Here is a 16,792-nt window from a genome sequence, read left to right as displayed (position 1 = left end):
TGTGCTGCGTCCTTTCGCTCGGGGGGGGGGGGGGGAGAAGCGCGAGGGGGCGGGCGGTGCAGGTCAGCGGCCGACGGCGGGCTCGCCCGCGGGGCCGGGGTCGGGGGGCGCCATCCGCTCCACGGTGAGCCGGAGCCGCTCCAGGGCCTGCAGGATCTCCTCGCGGCGCTCCGCGGTCAGCTCGCGGGTGGGCACCGAGCAGCTCACCGCGTCGGTCGCGGGGGAGGTGTAGCGCAGCGCCACGGCGATGCACGACACCCCGGCGTAGTTCTCCTCGTCGTCCACGGCGTGGCCCCGCTCGCGGGTGCGCTCCAGCTCCGCGACCAGGGCGTCGTGGTCGACCAGGGTGTTGGGGGTCAGCGGGGTCATCTCCCGGGGCAGGTGCGGGTCGACCCCGGTGTCCAGGCGCTCGGCGAGCAGCGCCTTGCCCATCGCCGTGCTGTAGGCGGGCAGCCGGCGGCCCACCCGGCTGAAGGGGCGGATGTAGCGGGTGGACTCCTTGGTGGCCAGGTAGACGATGTCGGCGCGGTCCAGCCGCCCGAAGTGCAGGGTCTCGTCCAGCTCCCCGTTGAGCCCGGTCAGGTGCGGCTGGACGATGCGCAGGTAGGGGTCGGTGTCCAGGTAGGTGGTCCCGGCGAGGAGCGCGCGGATGCCGATGCTGTACTGCGTGCCGTCGGCGTCGGCCCGCACCCACCCGCGCTCCATCAGCGTGCGGATCAGCGCGTAGACGCTGCTGCGCGGGGCGCCGAGCGCGTCGCTGAGCTCGCGCAGCCGCGCCGGCCGGTTCTGGCGGGCGGCCAGCAGCTCCAGCAGCTCGACCGTCCGCGCCGCCGACTTCACGTCCCGCACGCCCGTCGGGTTCCCTCGCGCCGTCACGTCCGCTCCCTCATCGTTCTCCCCGGTCGTCGGATCGACTCACCTATTGACACGTGAACACGGTCACACTAACACTGATCGCATACGAAATGCCGTCTACATAGGGAGACGATCAGCCCTTCATGTACACGGACGCTCCGGCTCCGCCGGACACCGCACGCGCGGTGTCCCGGACCCTGGCCGCGGCGATGGACCGCGGCGTGCTCTCCTTCCCGCTCACCCCCTTCCGCCCCGACCTGTCCCTCGACCTGGACGCCTTCCGGGACCACCTGCGCGGGCGCCTGGCCTCTGGGCCCGGCGCGGTCTTCGTGGCCTGCGGCACCGGCGAGTACTCCGCCCTGACCGAGGACGAGTACGCCGCCCTGGTCGCCGCCGCCGTCGAGGAGGCCGACGGCGCCCTCCCGGTCGTCGCCGGCGCGGGCCACGGGTGGGCGCAGGCCGCGCGCTACACCGCCGCGGCCGCGCGCGCCGGGGCCGACGCTGTCCTGCTCATGCCGCCCTACCTGGTGGAGGGCCCCGAGCACGGGCTGGTCGAGTACGTGCGGTCCACCGCCGCCTCAAGCCCCCTGCCGGTCATCGTCTACCAGCGCGCGCAACTGCGGCTGACCCCGTCGGGGGTGGCGGAGCTGGCCCGCGTCCCCCAGGTCATCGGGCTCAAGGACGGCCACGGCGACCTCGACGCACTCCAGCGCATCCGCCTGGCCGCCCCGCCCGAGTGGCTGTTCTTCAACGGCGTCGCGACCGCCGAGATGCAGGCGCGGGCCTACCGCGCCATCGGGGTCCCCGCCTACTCCTCCGCCGTGCACGCCTTCGCCCCCGAGATCGCCGCCGCGTTCTTCCGCGCCTTCCAGGACGGCGACGAGGAGCGGGTGGACGCGCTGCTGCGCGGCTTCTACCTGCCGCTGGTCGAACTGCGCGACCTCGGCGCCGGCTACGCGGTGTCGCTGGTCAAAGCGGGCGCCCGGCTGCGCGGGCAGGCGGTGGGCCCGGTCCGCCCGCCGCTGGCCGACCCCGCCCCCGACCACATGGACCGCCTCGAGGCCCTGCTCGACACGGGCCTGTCCCTGGTCGGCGCCGCCTAGGCGCCGTACCTCCCACCCCCCGGCGGAGAGGAGAACCGGACATGCCCCGTGTCCCGGTGATCACGAAAGCGACCGTCACCCCCGTCCTCATCAGCGACCCACCGCTGCTCAACGTGCTGGGGGTGCACCAGCCCTACGCACCCCGCCTCATCGTCGAGCTGCACACCGACGACGGCGCCTCCGGCGTCGGCGAGACCTACGGCGACTCCGTCTACCTGAAGGCCGCCGAGTCCCTGGCCGCGGCCGTCGAGGGCCGCCCCGTGACCGCGCTCAACGGCCTGCGCGACCTGGCCTACGAGAGCGCGGGCTTCACCGACGACGCCCCCGAGTTCGACCCGGCCGGGCTGCGCGGCCGCCGCAGCGACGAGAAGCTGGTGCGCAGCGTCGTCTCCGCGTTCGAGGTCGCCTCCTTCGACGCGCTCGGGAAGATCCTCGGCCTGCCCGTGCACGCCCTCCTCGGCGGCAGGATCCGCGACCGCGTCCCCTACAGCGCCTACCTGTTCTACCGCTGGGCCGAGCACCCCGAGGGCTACCCCTACGAGGTGCCCTCCGACGACTGGGGCGAGGCGGTCGACCCGGCCGGAGTGGTGCGCCAGGCGCGGCGCTTCGTCGAGGAGTACGGGTTCACGTCCTTCAAGCTCAAAGGCGGGGTGTTCCCCGCCGAAGAGGAGGTCGAGGCCGTCCGGGCGCTGGCCAAGGCCTTCCCGGACGCCCCGCAGCGGCTCGACCCCAACGGCGGCTGGTCGGTGGAGACCAGCGTGCGGGTCATCGAGGACCTCGGTGACCTGCTGGAGTACGCCGAGGACCCCACGGCGGGACTCGACGGCATGGCGCAGGTGCGGGAGCGCACCGGCGCGCGGCTGGCCACCAACATGTGCGTCACCGGCTTCGACGAGATTCCCGAGGCCTTCGGCCTGGACGCCGTGCAGGTGGTGCTCTCCGACCACCACTACTGGGGCGGCCTCCAGGCCACCCGCGAACTCGCGGCGATCTGCCGCACCCACGATGTCGAACTGTCCATGCACTCCAACACCCACCTGGGCATCAGCCTCGCCGCGATGACCCACGTGGCCTCCGTCGTGCCCAACCTCAACTACGCCTGCGACAGCCACCGCCCCTGGCAGACCGAGGACGTCATCACCCGGCCGCACCGGTTCACCGGCGGCGCCCTGGACGTGCCCGACACCCCCGGCCTGGGCGTGGAGCTCGACCGCGACGCGCTCGGCGCCCTTCACGAGCGCTGGCTGCGCCTGGGCGTCCGCGACCGGGACGACGTCGCCGCGATGCGCGTCGCCGACCCCGGTTGGACGCAGCCCCCGCTGCCCCGCTGGTGACCCCCGGCCCGGATCCGACCCTGGAGGACCGATGAGCACTCCCACCCTGCGCCCCCTCCGCGGCACGGCTGTGGCCGCGTCCGCACTGCTCGCCCTGACCGCCTGCGCGGTGCAGGGGGTGGACGGCGGAGAAGGCGGCTTCCCGTCCGGCCCCATCGAGATGACCACCCCCACCACCGCCGGGGGCAGCGGCGACCTCATCACCCGCGCCCTGGCCCAGGACCTGGAGGAGCCGCTGGGCACCACGGTCAACGTGGTCAACCGGGCCGGCGCCAACGGCAAGATCGCCGCGCAGGAGGTGTTCGCCCGCGACCCCGACGGCCAGTCCCTGGCCGTGATGATGCAGTCCCTGTTCGCCATCACCCCGCTGGCGGTGGACGACCCCGACGCGGTGGACCTGGACGACATGACCCTGATCCGGGGGATCGCCCTGGAGGGGTACGTGCTCGTGGTGCCCGAGGACTCCGAGTACGAGTCGCTGGACGACCTGCTGGAGTCCGACCGCGTCACCTACGGCACCGCCGGCGCCGGCACCGGGGGCCAGCTCGCCCAGGCCGCGCTGTTCGGCCTCGCCGGGACCGAGGCCGAGGACGTCCCCTTCGACGGCGGCGCGCCCGCGGTCACCGCCGTCCTGGGCGGCAAGGTGGACGTGGCCGCGGCCCACGCCGCCGAGGTCGTCAGCCAGGTGGAGGCCGGGGAGCTGCGGCCGCTGGCGGTCTTCAACGAGGAGCGCATGGAGGCCTTCCCCGACGTGCCCACCGCCGCCGAGCAGGGCTATGACGTGGTGGTCGACCAGCGCCGGTTCGTCGCCGCCCCCGCGGGACTGCCCGACGACGTGAACACCGCGATCGGCGAGGCCGTCGACGAGGCGGTGGCGAGCGAGGAGTTCGGCGGGGTGCTGGAGCAGAACCACATCGAGCCCTGGGAGGCCGACGGCGAACAGGTGCGCACGCAGCTGGAGGAGAGCCGCGAGCGCTACGCGTCGATGGCCGAGGACCTGGGATTGGAGCTGTCGGCGGAGTCATGAGTACCGAGAAGGGGGAAATGGGGGAACCGGCGCGGGCGCGGACCCGCACACGGGACGACAGCGCTCCGGACGACAGCGCTCCGGACGAGGGCGCAGCCCCCGGGGACGCGGGCGCGGCCGAGGACACGGGCACCGGGGAGGACGGGGAGGACACGGCCGGCGGGCCGGTCCCTGGAGGACAGGCGCCCGCCGCCCCGCCCTCCCGCCGGTACGCCACCGCCGTGGCCCTGGTGCCGCTGGGCGTCGGAGTCACCGGGATCATCGGCTCCTTCTCCCTGGGGGTGGGGCGGCCCGCCGAGCCCGGCCCGGGGCTGTGGCCCCTGGCGGTGTCCGTGGCGGTCACGGTGTTCTCGCTGATCCTGGCGGCCTCTCCGCAGACCGCCGGGGCGGCGGAGCGCTTCGACCGGGGCGCGCTCACCGTGGTCGCCGCCATCGCCAGCCTGCTGGGGTTCGTCCTGCTCATCGAGCGGATCGGCTTCGAGATCCCGGCGGTCGCGCTGCTGCTGCTGTGGCTGAAGGTGCTGGGCCGGGAGCGCTGGCCGGTGTCCCTGGCGGTCGCGTTCGGCGCCACGGCCGCCGTCCACCTGCTGTTCATCGTCGGACTCGGGGTGAGCCTGCCCCACATCGTGAGCTTCTAGGGCGGGGGCATGGACTTCCTGACACCGGTGCTCAACGGGTTCGCCGTGGTCTTCGAACCGGTGAACCTGCTGTTCTGCCTGATCGGCGTCGTACTGGGGATGCTGGTGGGGGTGCTGCCGGGGCTGGGCCCAGCGGCCTCCATCGCGGTCCTGCTGCCGGTCACCTACTCCATCGAGCCCACGGCCGCGATCATCATGCTGGCCGGGATCTTCTACGGGGCCATCTACGGCGGCACCATCACCTCGGTGCTGCTGCGCCTGGCCGGGGAGGCCTCCAGCGCGGTCACCGCCATCGACGGGCACGCGATGGCCAAGCAGGGGCGGGCGGGGGCGGCGCTGGGCGTGGCCGCCGTCGCGTCCTTCGTCGGCGGCACCGTGGCCATCGTGGTGCTGACCTTCCTGGCCCCGCTGGTGGCCGGGGTGGCGGTGAACTTCGGTCCGCCCGAGTACGCCGTGCTCGCCCTGCTGGGCATCCTCATGGTGGCCACGCTGGGCAGCGGGTCCGTGGCCAAGTCGCTGGTGGCGGCGGGTGTGGGCCTGCTGCTGGCCACCGTGGGGCGGGACCCGATCTTCGGCACCCCGCGCTTCACCTTCGGCATCGACGCCTTCTACGACGGCATCGAGTTCGTCATCATCGCCATGGGGCTGTTCGGGGTCGGCGAGATCCTGTACAACCTGGACGCCCGGCGCAACGGGGTGGAGAAGCCGCCGCCGGTGGGGCGGGTATACCCGTCGCGGGCCGACCTGGCCCGGTCGGCGCCGCCGATCGCGCGCGGCTCGGTCATCGGGTTCGTGCTGGGGCTGCTGCCCGGCGGCGGGGCGACCATGTCGTCGCTGGTGTCGTACGCGGTGGAGAAGCGGGTGAGCCGCACGCCGGAGCGGTTCGGCCGGGGCGCGATCCAGGGGGTCGCCGGGCCGGAGACCGCCAACAACGCGGCGGCGACCTCGTCGTTCATCCCGCTGATGACGCTGGGGATCCCGGCCAACGCCACCATGGCGGTGATGTTCGGCGCCCTGCTGCTCCAGGGGATCACGCCGGGGCCGCTGCTGGTGGCCGAGCACCCCGACCTGTTCTGGGGCGTCGTCAACTCGATGTACCTCGGCAACCTGCTCCTGCTGCTGCTCAGCCTGCCGCTGATCGGGGTGTTCGTGCGCATCGCCCGGGTGCGGATCACGATCCTGGCGCCGCTGGCGATCCTGATCACCCTGGTGGGCGTGTACACGGTGCGGGGCAGCACCTTCGACATGCTGCTGATGGCGGTCATGGGCGCCATCGGGTACCTGATGAAGAAGACGGGGTTCGAGCCGGCGCCGATGGTGCTGGCGTTCATCCTCGGCGGCATGTTCGAGACCGCGCTCCGCCAATCGCTGCGGATCTTCGACGGCAGCCTGGGCGGCTTCCTCGGCGAGCCGATCGCCGCCACCCTGCTCGGGGCGATCGCGGTCCTGCTGATCGCCCAGGGGGCGGCGGCCTTCCGCGCCCGTCGGAGGAAGGAACGGGAACCCGCGGCCCCGGTCGGCTCCTGACCGGGGGTGATATGAGGCCGGTGGGCCGCCTGCGCACCGTTGCGCGGGCGGCCCATTCGCCTGTCGGGACAAAGGATCATTGGGTCCTCCCCGGGTGCGCTCTTGGGTCCGCAGACCCAAGACACCCGAGAAAACGCTCAATAGTGTTCATGAATGCTCACGGGGCAGAAAGCGGACAGACCGGGGAAATCCATGCGCCGATCCTTTCCACCCGCCGATCGCGGCGCGTCCGCGATCGAATACGGGGCGGGGCTGCTCCTGGTGGCGGCCATCGGCGCGTCGGTCTTCGCCCTCGACGTCCCCGAGCGGGTCGCCGGGTTCTTCGACACGGGCGTGGAGTGCGTCGAGGCGAGGGGCGAGGGCTGCGAAGGCGGCACCCCGGCGGCCGGGGACGGCGGGCAGGAGGGCGCGCAGAGCGCCGCGGGCGAGGACCTCGACGGCGTGCGCCCGATGATGCCGGCGCCGCCCGGCGGGGACGACCCCTACGGCTCGGACGGCCTGGGAGAGGTCGGCCCCCAGCAATCGATCAACTTCGACACGATCCCCTCCTACCCCGTCCACTACGACGACGCGGCGGCCATGGACTCCGCGATGGACTACGAGTCGCAGACGGTCGACTGCAACTGGTTCGTCCGGGGGATGAACAGGGGGATCTGCCCCGAGGAGCAGCGGGACTACGACGTCGCCACGGAGGCCATGATCCACGCGAAGGCCGCCCAGGCGGGCCCCTCGCCCCAGGCCGGGAAGCTGCTGGAGCACTACCTCAACAACTCGGGCGACGATTACGAGATGGACGTGGACGACTTCATGGAGGAGGTCCCCGCGTTCAAGGAGCAGTTCGAGAAGGACCAGGCCGAGATCGGCCGGTCGGCGGTGGACAAGGCCAAGGAGGAGGGGATCGGCCCCGGCGACGGCCCGGTGACGATCCCGGTGCGCACGGAGTACAACACCTGGGGCCGCAAGCCCGGCACCGCCGAGCCCATGTACGGCGGCGACTGGTGGCGGGGTCTGGGCAGCTTCGGCTACAGCCAGGTGGGACAGGTCGACGTCTACCCGCCGGACGAGCCGGGCGGGGAGTGGAAGTACGTCGCCAAGACCCAGCCGGACATCAAGAAGTACTACGACTGGGACCGCGACTCCGAGGGCGAGGCCATCACCGGGGCGACCTACTCCGAGAAGGAGCTGTCCCGCCTGCACCTGCGCGGCATGGCCCAGGAGTTCTGGGTCCAGGGCCGGGGGAGCGGCCAGTTCTCGGAAGGTACCGTGGGCTGACCCTGGCCGGGGAAGCACCGCCCGTCACGAAGGAAAGTGAGCCATGCGCCGCACGCTCGTCCTCGCCCCGCCGCTCCTGGCGGCGTCGGTGGCGCTCGCCGCCTGCAGCGGCGGCACCTCCGGCGAAGAGGAACCGTCCCCGTCCCCCTCCCCGACGCCGGTCAGCGACGAGGAGCGCATCACCCAGGTCACCAAGCTGGAACTGCCCGAGGACGCCGCCGGGCTCACCCTCACCGAGAACGGCGAGACGCCGGACGAGGACGCCCCCCGCCCCGACGAAGGCGAGCTCGGGTACATCCTGGAGGCCGCCTTCACCACCACCCCCAAGGGCGCCGAGGCGTTCTGCGGTGGGCCGGGCATGGGCGTCTACACCGACTCCGAGGGGCCCAGCGCGGACCTGCTCGAAACGTTCGGCATGGACGAGGCGGACGCGGACACCGTCGACGGGAGCACGCACTGCCGGGGCGCCGAGACGGAGGAGGGCAAGGTGCAGCGCGAGGTGCTGGTGCTCTACCCGGACGAGGAGACCGCGTCCGTCCACGTCATGGCCTACGCCGTGGAGTGATCCCCAGCCTGTGGACCGGCCCCGCTCAGGAAGGGGTTCCGGCCCACCCGGCCAGCGCCGTGCGCCGCTCGCCGCGGCGGGCGGCGGCGTCGGCGGTGCGCGTGGCCCAGGCGATGTGGCCGTCGGGGCGGACGAGCACCTCCTTCACCCCCTCCAGGTCCGGGTGCCCGCCCTCCTTCGTGACGGCGGCGGTGACGCGCGGTCCCCAGCCTGTGGACACCTCCTCCGACCCGGCGCCGCCCGCGAGGTCGAGGTGGACGAACCCGCCCCCGGCCAGCAGCGCGTGGACGCGCGCCGCCCCCGTGTCCGCGGCGGCCGCCCCGATGTCGGGCATGCGCCGCCCCGCCAGCGGGTCGGCCCCGGGGGCGGTCGGCGGGTAGGACGTGCCGAGCCCGGACACGCGGGCGGCGAGTTCGCGGTTGACCTCCTCCATGCGCAGAAGTTCGTCGAACAGTGCGCGGAGCGCCGCACCGGGCCGCCGGTACCGCGGCACCAGCGACAGTTCGGCGAGGAGCGTCTGCACCTCCGTGTTCTCGGTGACCGCCCGGCCGATCGGGCGGCGCTCGGAGTGGTAGGTGTCCAGCAGCCCCGGCGGCGCCCACCCGTGCACGGCGGCGGCCAGCTTCCAGCCCAGGTTCATCGCGTCCTGGAGGCCGGTGTTGAGCCCTTGGCCAGCGGCGGGGAAGTGGATGTGCGCCGCGTCGCCCGCCAGCAGGACCCGGCCGGAGCGGTAGGCCTCGGCAAGGCGGGTGGCGTTGCCGAAGCGGGAGAGCCACCGGGGTTCGGCGACGCCGCAGTCGGAACCGCAGATCCGGACCAGGGAGGCACGGAACTCCTCCAGGGTCACGGGCTCGCGCGAGGGGACCCGCATCCGCTCCGGATCCACCATGACCAGCCTGGTCACACCGCCTTCGAGCGGCGCGACGAGGACGCCGCGGGCGCGGGCCGCATCGAGCACCGCCGGGTCGTCGTCGATCACGGCGACGTCGCCGAGCACGCCGGTGAGGGTCTCGTCGGTGCCGGGGAAGCCGATTCCGGCGGCCTCCCGCACCCGGCTGCGCCCGCCGTCGCAGCCGACCGCGTACCGGGCGCGGAGGGCGGCCTCGACGCCCCGTGGGCCCCGCACCCGCACGTCGACCCCCTCGCCGTCCTGGCCGAGGGCGGTGACCTCGTGGCCGTACCGGACCTCCGCGCCCAGTTCGTGGGCCCGCTCCGCGAGCAGCGCCTCGGTGCGGGCCTGGGCGATGAAGAGCGTGTGGCCGTGCCGGGAGTCCAGCGCGGAGAAGTCCAGGCGGGTGGGCAGCTGCGCGAAGTGCCACCCGGGCACGGTCCGGCCGAGCGGCAGGAACCGGTCGAGGAGTCCGCGCTGGTCCAGCAGCTCCAGGCTGCGCGGATGCAGCGTGAGCGCCCGCGAGTCCCGCTGCGGTTCGGCGCGGCGTTCCAGGACCAGGGGCCGCGCGCCGGCCAGCGCCAGCTCGCAGGCGAGCATCAGGCCGGTCGGCCCCGCCCCGGCCACGATCACATCGGCGTCCATCGGATTCACCCTCCCCTATTTAATGAACAACGTTCACGTGAACGACGTTCACTATAATCGGGGCCATGAGTTCCCCGTCAAGCCCGGCCCGGGGCCGGCCCCCGCGGCTCGACCGGGCGCGCACCCTGGAGACCGCCCTCGCCCTGTTGGACCGCTCCGGGCTCGACGCCCTGACCATGCGGAGCCTCGCCGAGGCGATGGACGTGCGGGCCGGCGCGCTGTACCGGTACTTCGCGACCAAGCAGGACCTGCTGACGGCGATGGCCGAGCGCATGATGGACGGCGTGGCCGATGCCGCCGGGGCCCCGGGGGGCGACTGGAGCGAGCGCCTGGCCGCCCTCGCCCGCGGGATGCGCACGGCCCTGCTCGCCCACCGCGACGGTGCGCGGGTGTTCGCCGGCACCCACGCGACCGGGGAGAACGTGCTGGGCTTCGCCGACACCTTCGTCGGAGCCCTGCGCGAGGCGGGCTTCCGCGACGACGACGCGGTGCGGGCGCTCTACACCGTGGCCAACTTCACCGTGGGCCACACCTTGGAGGAGCAGGCCGCCCTCCACCCGGAGGACGGCGGTTCCGCGGACGCGAACGCGCTTGCCGAAACGGTGGCGAACGGCCCGTACCCCCACCTCGGAGCCGACCTGCCCACCCTGACGAGCACCGACTTCCCCGGCCTCTTCGAGTTCGGCCTTCGCCTGCTCATCGACGGCCTGGACGCGCGCCGCCGACCGGCCCCGGGAACCACCGAGTAGCCTGCAGACGGCCCTCGTGGCGAACGGGTGTGCCGGCACGGCACCGGGGGGAAGACCGAAGGGGTCCCGTGAGCGCATTGGTGGTGCCCGCCCTGGTGGCGGGGTTCGTCCTGTTGGTGGCCGGTGGCGAGTCCCTGGTCCGGGGCGCCGGCTCTCTGGCGCGGACACTGGGGATGTCGTCGCTGGTCGTGGGTCTGACGGTGGTGTCCTTCACCACGTCGGCACCTGAGCTGGCGGTCAGTGCCGACGCCGCGATCTCCGGGCACCCGGGGCTGGCCGTGGGCAACGTCGTGGGCAGCAACATCGCCAACATCCTGCTGGTCCTCGGGACGGCGGCGCTGTTCGTCCCGCTGGCGGTGAACTCCCAGGCCGTGCGCGCCGACATCCCGGTGATGGCGGCGCTGTCGGTACTGGCGCTCGCCATGTCCCTGGACGGGACCCTTGGCCGCTTCGAGGGCGCCCTGCTGCTCGCGGCCCTGATCGCCTACGTCACCGTCACGGTGGTCGTCTCCCGGCGGCGGGCGGCCGCCGCCCGGCCGTCCACACCTGTGGACGACGCGGACCCGGGCGACGGCGCCCCGGGCCCGGACGGGTCGGCTCCGGACGGCCCACCCCGCACCTCGCGGGCGAAGCGGACCCTGATCGACCTGGTGCTCGTGGTCCTTGGCACGGCCCTTCTGGTGTCGGGCGCGCGGCTGCTGGTGTTCGGGGCCGGCGAGATCGCGGCGGCGCTGGGGGTGAGCGACCTGCTGATCGGGCTGACCGTGGTCGCGATCGGCACCTCGCTGCCGGAGCTGGTGACCTGCGTGGTCGCGGTGGTGCGCGGCGAACGCGACATGGCCGTGGGCAACATCGTGGGCAGCAACGTGTTCAACATCGGCGCCGTCCTCGGGGTGACCGCCGTGGTGGCGCCCGAGGGGATCCCCATCGCCCCGGCGGCCCAGTGGTTCGACCTGCCGGTCATGGCGGCGGTGGCCCTGGTGCTGCTGCCGATCGCCCTGACCAAGTCGGACGTGGCCCGCTGGGAGGGAGCGCTGCTCGTCGGCTTCTACGCCGCCTACATCGCCTACCTGGTCATCGACGCCACGGGCCACGAGGCCCTGGAGCCGTTCAGCGCCGTGATGCTGTGGTTCGTGATCCCGCTGACCGCACTGTGGCTGCTGGCGGCGGTACTCCACGAACTGAAGGCGCGCCGCCGCCGGAAGCGGCCTGCGGAGGCTCTGCCACCGCAACCGGCGAAGGTTCCAGGACAGGGATAGGCACCGACCCCTCACCCCTCCGGAGGGCCCACCGCGCGGGAACCCCCGATGGGGCGCCGCCGTCGGATCCGCACCCGGGAGGCCACGACGACGGTGAGGTGCGGCGATGTTCGAAGGGCTGGAGGACATCCCGTGGGCGGACATGGAGCACGCTTACGGACCGGCGGATGAGATGCCCGACCTGCTGCGAGGGCTGGTCGACCCCGATCCCGCCGAGCGTGAGACGGCGCTGGACGGGATGTACGGCGCCGTGCACCACCAGGGCGACGTCTACGAGTGCACGCTCGCGGCGGTCCCCTTCCTGGTGCGGATCGCCGGTGCACCGGGCGTTCCGGGGCGCGCCGGAGTCCTGGGGCTGCTCGCGAGCATCGGCGGGGCTGACTGGGACGACGGCCTCGGCGACGAGGGGCACCGCCCCGCCGAGGACAGCACCTACGCCCGGGCCGAGCGGGCCGTGGCCGCCGAGGTGCCGCTGTTCCAGCTGCTCCTCGCGGACGGCGACCCCGCCGTGCGGGCCGCCGCCTGCCGGGCGCTGACGGTGCCCCGCAGCGACGGCCCCTGCGCGTTGGAGGCGCTGCGGGAGCGGTGGGAGGACGAGGACGACGAGGACGTGCGCGCCGTCATCGTCACCGCCGTGGGACGGATCGGAGCGGGCACCGGGCGGGGGCACACGCCGGACGCCCTCCGCAACGAGGCGGGGGCGTGGCTCGCGGGGGTCGCCGCCGGTGGGGACGGCATAAGCGGGGACGGCGCCGCGCTGCGCCTGGGCGCACTGGCCGAGGTCGCCCGCTGTGCTCCGCACCGGCTCCCCGACGACGTTCCAGGCACCGCGATCGGCTTGCTCGCACAGGTCTACGCCGAGGACGCGCCCACCCCTGAGCCTGCCGGGTACTCCACCCCGACCCTGATCGGCGCCCTGCGCGAAGAGCGCGAGCGCGAGTCCCGCGGGCGCCGCGCGCCCCACGCCGCAGGGCTCATCGGCGACCTGAGCAGGTCCCTGGGCGCCCGGGTGGACGACCGGATCGGCCTGTGCTCCGGGCTGTTGGAGTCCGACGTGTGGGAGACCCGCCTGGACGCGGTCTCCCCGGCCGAATGGCTGATGAGGGAGTGGCGCGGTGACTTCAACGGCCTGGTCCGCCGCATCGGCGAGCTGTCCCTGGAGTCGGAGCCCCGGACGGCCACCCGTGCCGTCAACGCCATGCGGTACCTGTACGAGCTGGCCGCGCCCGCCGCCGATGCGCTGGCCGCCGGGCTGCGGAAGGCGCCCCGCAGCGCCCCCGCCGGTGCCGGGCTCGGCGTGCCCGACGCGTGGTCGATCACCTGGCCGGCGCAGGAGGAGCCGAGCATCGGTCCGGGGCTGGAGGCGCTGGCCCGGCTCGGCGACCCGCGCGCGCTGCCCGCTCTGGAGTGGGTGTTCGAGAACGCCATGCCGCGCTGGATCCCACACGGCCTGCTGAGCGGGTTCGGTGCAGGGCTGGAACCGCTGCTGCCGACCATCCGGCGCCTCCTTCGGGACGAGCACCACGCCAACTGCCACAGCGCGCTCATCTCCGCGCTCGGTGAGGTGGGCACTGCGGCGCTCGATGACCTGGTCGGGCAGCTGCCCAAGACAGAGGCGCTGCGCGCGCTGGAGCGGATGGGCCCCGCGGCGGCCGGTGCGGTTCCCGCCTTGGAGAAGCTGGCCACGGGGGAGGACCCGGACACCGCGGTCCTGGCGGCGCGCGTGCTGTGGGCGGTTCGGGAGGACCCCGAGCCGATGCTCCGTGTAGCGGACCGGGCCTTCGAGAACGAGCCTGCCGCGGTGCTGTTCGGTCTGGCCGAGGTCGGGGCATTCGCCGGTGGGTGGGAGGGCCGCCTCCGCGCGCTCCTGGACGACGGCGCCGACGGCACGAACGAGTGGCTCGCGCGCAAGGCGCTGTGGCGCATCGCGGGCGATGCCCGGGACGTCCTCCCCTCGCTGCTCCACGACTGGGACGCAAGCGTCAACGCACGCACACGCGTCGCCGAACTTCTGGCCGAGCTGGGGCCCGCCGCCGCATCGGCCGCACCGCGCCTCAAGGCCGAATTGGACGAGCCCTCGCGCCACACCGCCCGCTCCGGTCTGAGCATCAGCAGCGCCGTCCAGATGGACGAAGACCTCCTCCGAGCCTGCCGGAAGGCACTCACCGCCATCGATGAAGCGGAGACCCCTGCCTGACCCGGTACGGGCTCGGCGGCGGTGCCGAACACGATGCCGGCGCCGCATCCACCCGTGAGGCTCCGGACCAGGTCGGCGTGCGCCGACCGTTGCAAACGGTCTCGGCGCAGCCCCGGGACAGGGTGGCACCGGCCCCGCGCCCAGGACCGGACCGGAGCGCAGGTCGCGCACCGGTCCGGGTGGCCCTGTCCTTGTGCTCCGTGGTCAGGCGTCCGGGCCGGACTCGGGGGGCAGGGTGGGGCGGCCCCTGCTGTAGTAGGACTCTCCCGGCTCCGTCTCCCCGAGCATCTGGGACACCGTGGCGAAGGTGTACCCCTGGTCCGTCAGCTCTTCGAGGATGGCCGGGACCGCGTCGACCGTCGTGCCGTGGATGTCGTGCATCAGGATGATCGCCCCGGGCTCGGCGCCCTCGATCGCCCGCTCGGCCACGATCTCCGCGTCCCGGTCCTTCCAGTCCTCGGTGTCGACGTTCCACAGGATCTGCGCCAGGCCGAGATCGGCGCTGACCTCGGCGACCGTGTCGTCCGTGGCGCCGTAGGGCGGCCTCATCAGCACCGGGACGGACCCGGTCTCCCTGCGGATCCGCTCATTGACCGGGGCCAGCTCGTCCCGGACCCCGGCCTCGTCCAGCGTGGTCAGGTCGGGGTGGTTGATGGTGTGGTTGCCGATCTCGTGCCCCTCGGCGTACGCGCGGCGCACGGTCTCGGGGTACTTGTCGATCGTGCGCCCCGTCTGGAAGAAGGTCGCGGGGGCGTCGTACTCGGCCAGGGTGTCCAGGAGGTCGGGGGTACGCGCCCCCGGGCCGTCGTCGAAGGTCAGCGCCACGCACTTGGTGTCGGCCTGCGTGCAGTCGACGCCTTCGGTCCAGTCCTCCATGCGTCCCGGCACCGGGAGGCCTTCGCCGCCCCCTTCGACCGCCTCGTCGAGCGTGAAGCCCTCCGTCGCCTCCTGGGAGGCCTCCTGGGCGCGCGTGCCGAGGTCGGAGAGGAGCGGCGCGGCGTCGGCGCTCTCGATGACGGCGGCCACGCGCTCCTCGTTCTTCGGAGCGAGCTGCCCGGCGTCGAATTCCACCACCAGGTCGCCGTCGTCGTTGAACGCCATCGAGTCGTAGAGGCCCAGCACCGGCTGGAGCGCTCCGTCGGCGACCTCTTCGCCCTCCAGCTGGGCGAGGACCAGCTCGTTGAGCGCCTCCAGCTGCTCCTGTCCGGCGAGGAGTTCGGTGGAGTAGGCCGCCCGCCCCGTCCCGGCGTCGTACCAGTGGGTCTCGTAGCCGGTGTGCTCGCCCTTGGCGTCCTGCTCGGTCCAGGCGAGCCGCACACCCACGATGCCGTCCGCGGCGGCGGCGATCTCCCAGTCGGACTCGAACCCCTTGGCGGAGGGGGTCACGGCCGTGAAGGTGCCGATTCGCTGGTCCAGGGCCTCGGCCAGGCGCTCGTTCAGCGCGTCGGCGTTCGGGATGACGGGGTATTCGGCCTCGACGGGGACCGCGTAGTCGTCCGGCAGGGTCTCTTCGGCCAGCCCGGTGAGGGCGTCCGGTTCGACGGCGGTGAACTGGAGGGCCGCGTCCAGCGGCCCCTCCTCACTGCCCGACCGGGTGTCGGCGACGGTGCCGGACGTGCACCCGGCGAGGGCGACCGCACCGGCGGCGAGGGCGGCCGTGAGCCCTCGGCTCCGGTACGTGCCCGGGCGGACGGCACGCCGTGGGGAAGGGGAGGGGAGACGCGCGAGGCCGTCCCGTTCTGCTGCGGGGTTCATAGGGGGTCCTCAAAGGATGAAAGGGGTTTTCATTCCCATCTTTCACAATGCGTACCCGCCACGACACCCCGCGCATGACGTGACGCACGTCACTTACTAAACGGTAAGCCCCACACGACGAACGTCCCGGCACCGCCGCCGGTGACGGCGCAGGGGGCGGGTTCCACGAAAAGTGTTTGCGACCGGCGTTAGTGTCGGGGGCATGAGCGACTCGGCCCCAACACGGTCGGAGGTCGTCGTACGCCCGGCCTCCGAAGGCGATTTCGATGCCCTCACCGCCGTCTGGCGCAGTGCGGTGGAGGCCACGCACGACTTCCTCAGCGAAGCGGACGTGGACCACTACGAGCTGCGGGTGAGGAACGAGTTCCTCCCGGCCGTGGACGTCCACGTCGCCGTCGACGCCCAGGACCGCCCCCTCGGGTTCATCGGGATGGCCGGCCACCGCGTCGAGATGCTGTTCGTGGACGCCTCGGCACGGGGGAGAGGTGTCGGAAGCGCGCTCCTGTTCTGGGCCGCCGCGCGGCACACGGCCCTGGAAGTGGACGTGAACGAGCAGAACCCGCAGGCGCGGGGGTTCTATGAGAGCCAGGGCTTCGAGGCGTTCGACCGCTCGCCCCTCGACGCCGACGGCCGCCCCTTCCCCGTCATCCACATGCGCAGGCCCGCCCCTCACCGGCCCTGAAGTCCGGCACTCCGGCGGGACCTCGGCGACGACGGAGGCGGGCGGCCCTCGGCACAGCGTCGTCGGCCGTCCGGCGTGTGGGTGGTCACCGTGGTTAGCGGCGACGGCAGAAGCGGGGCGGTTCCCGGGCCCTGCCTGCCGTCCGTCCGGCCGCTCGCGGTCCGGGCGGGCGGCGCGATGGGCTGGGTGCGCGGTCACCCGCGTTCGTGGCGGCCGCCGCCCCGGTGCCCCCCCTTCCCTGCGATGATCTCGACAGGAGTGCTGTCATTCCGGCCGTTTTGACACCACTTCTGTC

Annotated in this window: 14 protein-coding genes; 11 read left to right on the top strand and 3 right to left on the bottom strand. The window is 73.3% G+C overall.

Features of this window, described 5'->3' with window-relative positions; genetic code table 11:
* Window positions 1-63 precede the first annotated feature (63 nt).
* A complete protein-coding gene (locus tag O4J56_RS28895; RefSeq protein WP_270690181.1) occupies window positions 64-876 on the bottom strand; it encodes an IclR family transcriptional regulator in 813 nt (270 codons plus the stop codon).
* 122 nt (window positions 877-998) lie between these two features.
* Between O4J56_RS28895 and O4J56_RS28890 the strand changes: the two genes are divergently transcribed.
* From O4J56_RS28890 to O4J56_RS28860, 7 genes are all read left to right on the top strand, one after another.
* Window positions 999-1,958 (top strand): 5-dehydro-4-deoxyglucarate dehydratase, encoded by a 960-nt coding sequence (locus tag O4J56_RS28890; protein ID WP_270690180.1) that lies wholly within the window; start codon window positions 999-1,001, stop codon window positions 1,956-1,958.
* Between the two features lie 41 nt (window positions 1,959-1,999).
* On the top strand, window positions 2,000-3,292 hold the full coding sequence (locus O4J56_RS28885; RefSeq protein WP_270690179.1) for a glucarate dehydratase family protein: 1,293 nt from the start codon (window positions 2,000-2,002) through the stop codon (window positions 3,290-3,292).
* 31 nt (window positions 3,293-3,323) lie between these two features.
* Window positions 3,324-4,319: a tripartite tricarboxylate transporter substrate binding protein gene (locus O4J56_RS28880; protein WP_270690178.1), complete on the top strand. Its 996-nt coding sequence runs from the start codon at window positions 3,324-3,326 to the stop codon at window positions 4,317-4,319.
* Window positions 4,316-4,957: a tripartite tricarboxylate transporter TctB family protein gene (locus O4J56_RS28875; protein ID WP_270690177.1), complete on the top strand. Its 642-nt coding sequence runs from the start codon at window positions 4,316-4,318 to the stop codon at window positions 4,955-4,957. The genes O4J56_RS28880 and O4J56_RS28875 overlap by 4 nt, the downstream gene beginning before the upstream one ends.
* 9 nt (window positions 4,958-4,966) lie before the next feature.
* A complete protein-coding gene (locus tag O4J56_RS28870; RefSeq protein WP_270690175.1) occupies window positions 4,967-6,484 on the top strand; it encodes a tripartite tricarboxylate transporter permease in 1,518 nt (505 codons plus the stop codon).
* Window positions 6,485-6,676: 192 nt separating this feature from the next.
* The gene (locus O4J56_RS28865) at window positions 6,677-7,756 is read left to right on the top strand and encodes a hypothetical protein (RefSeq protein ID WP_270690174.1); all 1,080 of its coding nucleotides are present in this window, start codon (window positions 6,677-6,679) and stop codon (window positions 7,754-7,756) included.
* A gap of 43 nt (window positions 7,757-7,799) precedes the next feature.
* Window positions 7,800-8,321, top strand: coding sequence for a hypothetical protein (locus O4J56_RS28860; RefSeq protein WP_270690173.1), 522 nt, complete (start codon window positions 7,800-7,802; stop codon window positions 8,319-8,321).
* A gap of 25 nt (window positions 8,322-8,346) precedes the next feature.
* Here O4J56_RS28860 and O4J56_RS28855 read toward each other — a convergent pair whose 3' ends face one another.
* Complete coding sequence (locus tag O4J56_RS28855; RefSeq protein WP_270690171.1) at window positions 8,347-9,855, bottom strand: monooxygenase; 1,509 nt, start codon at window positions 9,853-9,855, stop codon at window positions 8,347-8,349.
* Between the two features lie 65 nt (window positions 9,856-9,920).
* On the opposite strand from O4J56_RS28855, the gene O4J56_RS28850 reads away from it, so the two are divergent.
* The 3 genes from O4J56_RS28850 (at window position 9,921) to O4J56_RS28840 (ending at window position 14,060) form a co-directional block, all read left to right on the top strand.
* Window positions 9,921-10,604, top strand: coding sequence for a TetR/AcrR family transcriptional regulator (locus tag O4J56_RS28850; protein WP_270690170.1), 684 nt, complete (start codon window positions 9,921-9,923; stop codon window positions 10,602-10,604).
* Between the two features lie 68 nt (window positions 10,605-10,672).
* Window positions 10,673-11,863 (top strand): calcium/sodium antiporter, encoded by a 1,191-nt coding sequence (locus O4J56_RS28845; protein WP_270690168.1) that lies wholly within the window; start codon window positions 10,673-10,675, stop codon window positions 11,861-11,863.
* Window positions 11,864-11,969: 106 nt separating this feature from the next.
* Window positions 11,970-14,060, top strand: coding sequence for a HEAT repeat domain-containing protein (locus tag O4J56_RS28840; RefSeq protein ID WP_270690166.1), 2,091 nt, complete (start codon window positions 11,970-11,972; stop codon window positions 14,058-14,060).
* 204 nt (window positions 14,061-14,264) lie between these two features.
* On the opposite strand, the gene O4J56_RS28835 is transcribed toward O4J56_RS28840, so the two are convergent.
* Entirely contained in the window at window positions 14,265-15,815 is a 1,551-nt protein-coding gene (locus O4J56_RS28835) for a polysaccharide deacetylase family protein (RefSeq protein WP_270690164.1), read from the bottom strand.
* A gap of 202 nt (window positions 15,816-16,017) precedes the next feature.
* On the opposite strand from O4J56_RS28835, the gene O4J56_RS28830 reads away from it, so the two are divergent.
* Window positions 16,018-16,497, top strand: a complete 480-nt coding sequence (locus tag O4J56_RS28830; RefSeq protein ID WP_270690163.1) for an acetyltransferase — start codon at window positions 16,018-16,020, stop codon at window positions 16,495-16,497.
* The last annotated feature ends 295 nt before the right edge of the window (window positions 16,498-16,792 follow it).

This window comes from Nocardiopsis endophytica, assembly GCF_027706725.1.
Classification (GTDB): Bacteria; Actinomycetota; Actinomycetes; order Streptosporangiales; family Streptosporangiaceae; genus Nocardiopsis_A; species Nocardiopsis_A endophytica.
This window is presented reverse-complemented; position numbering and strand designations above follow the sequence as displayed.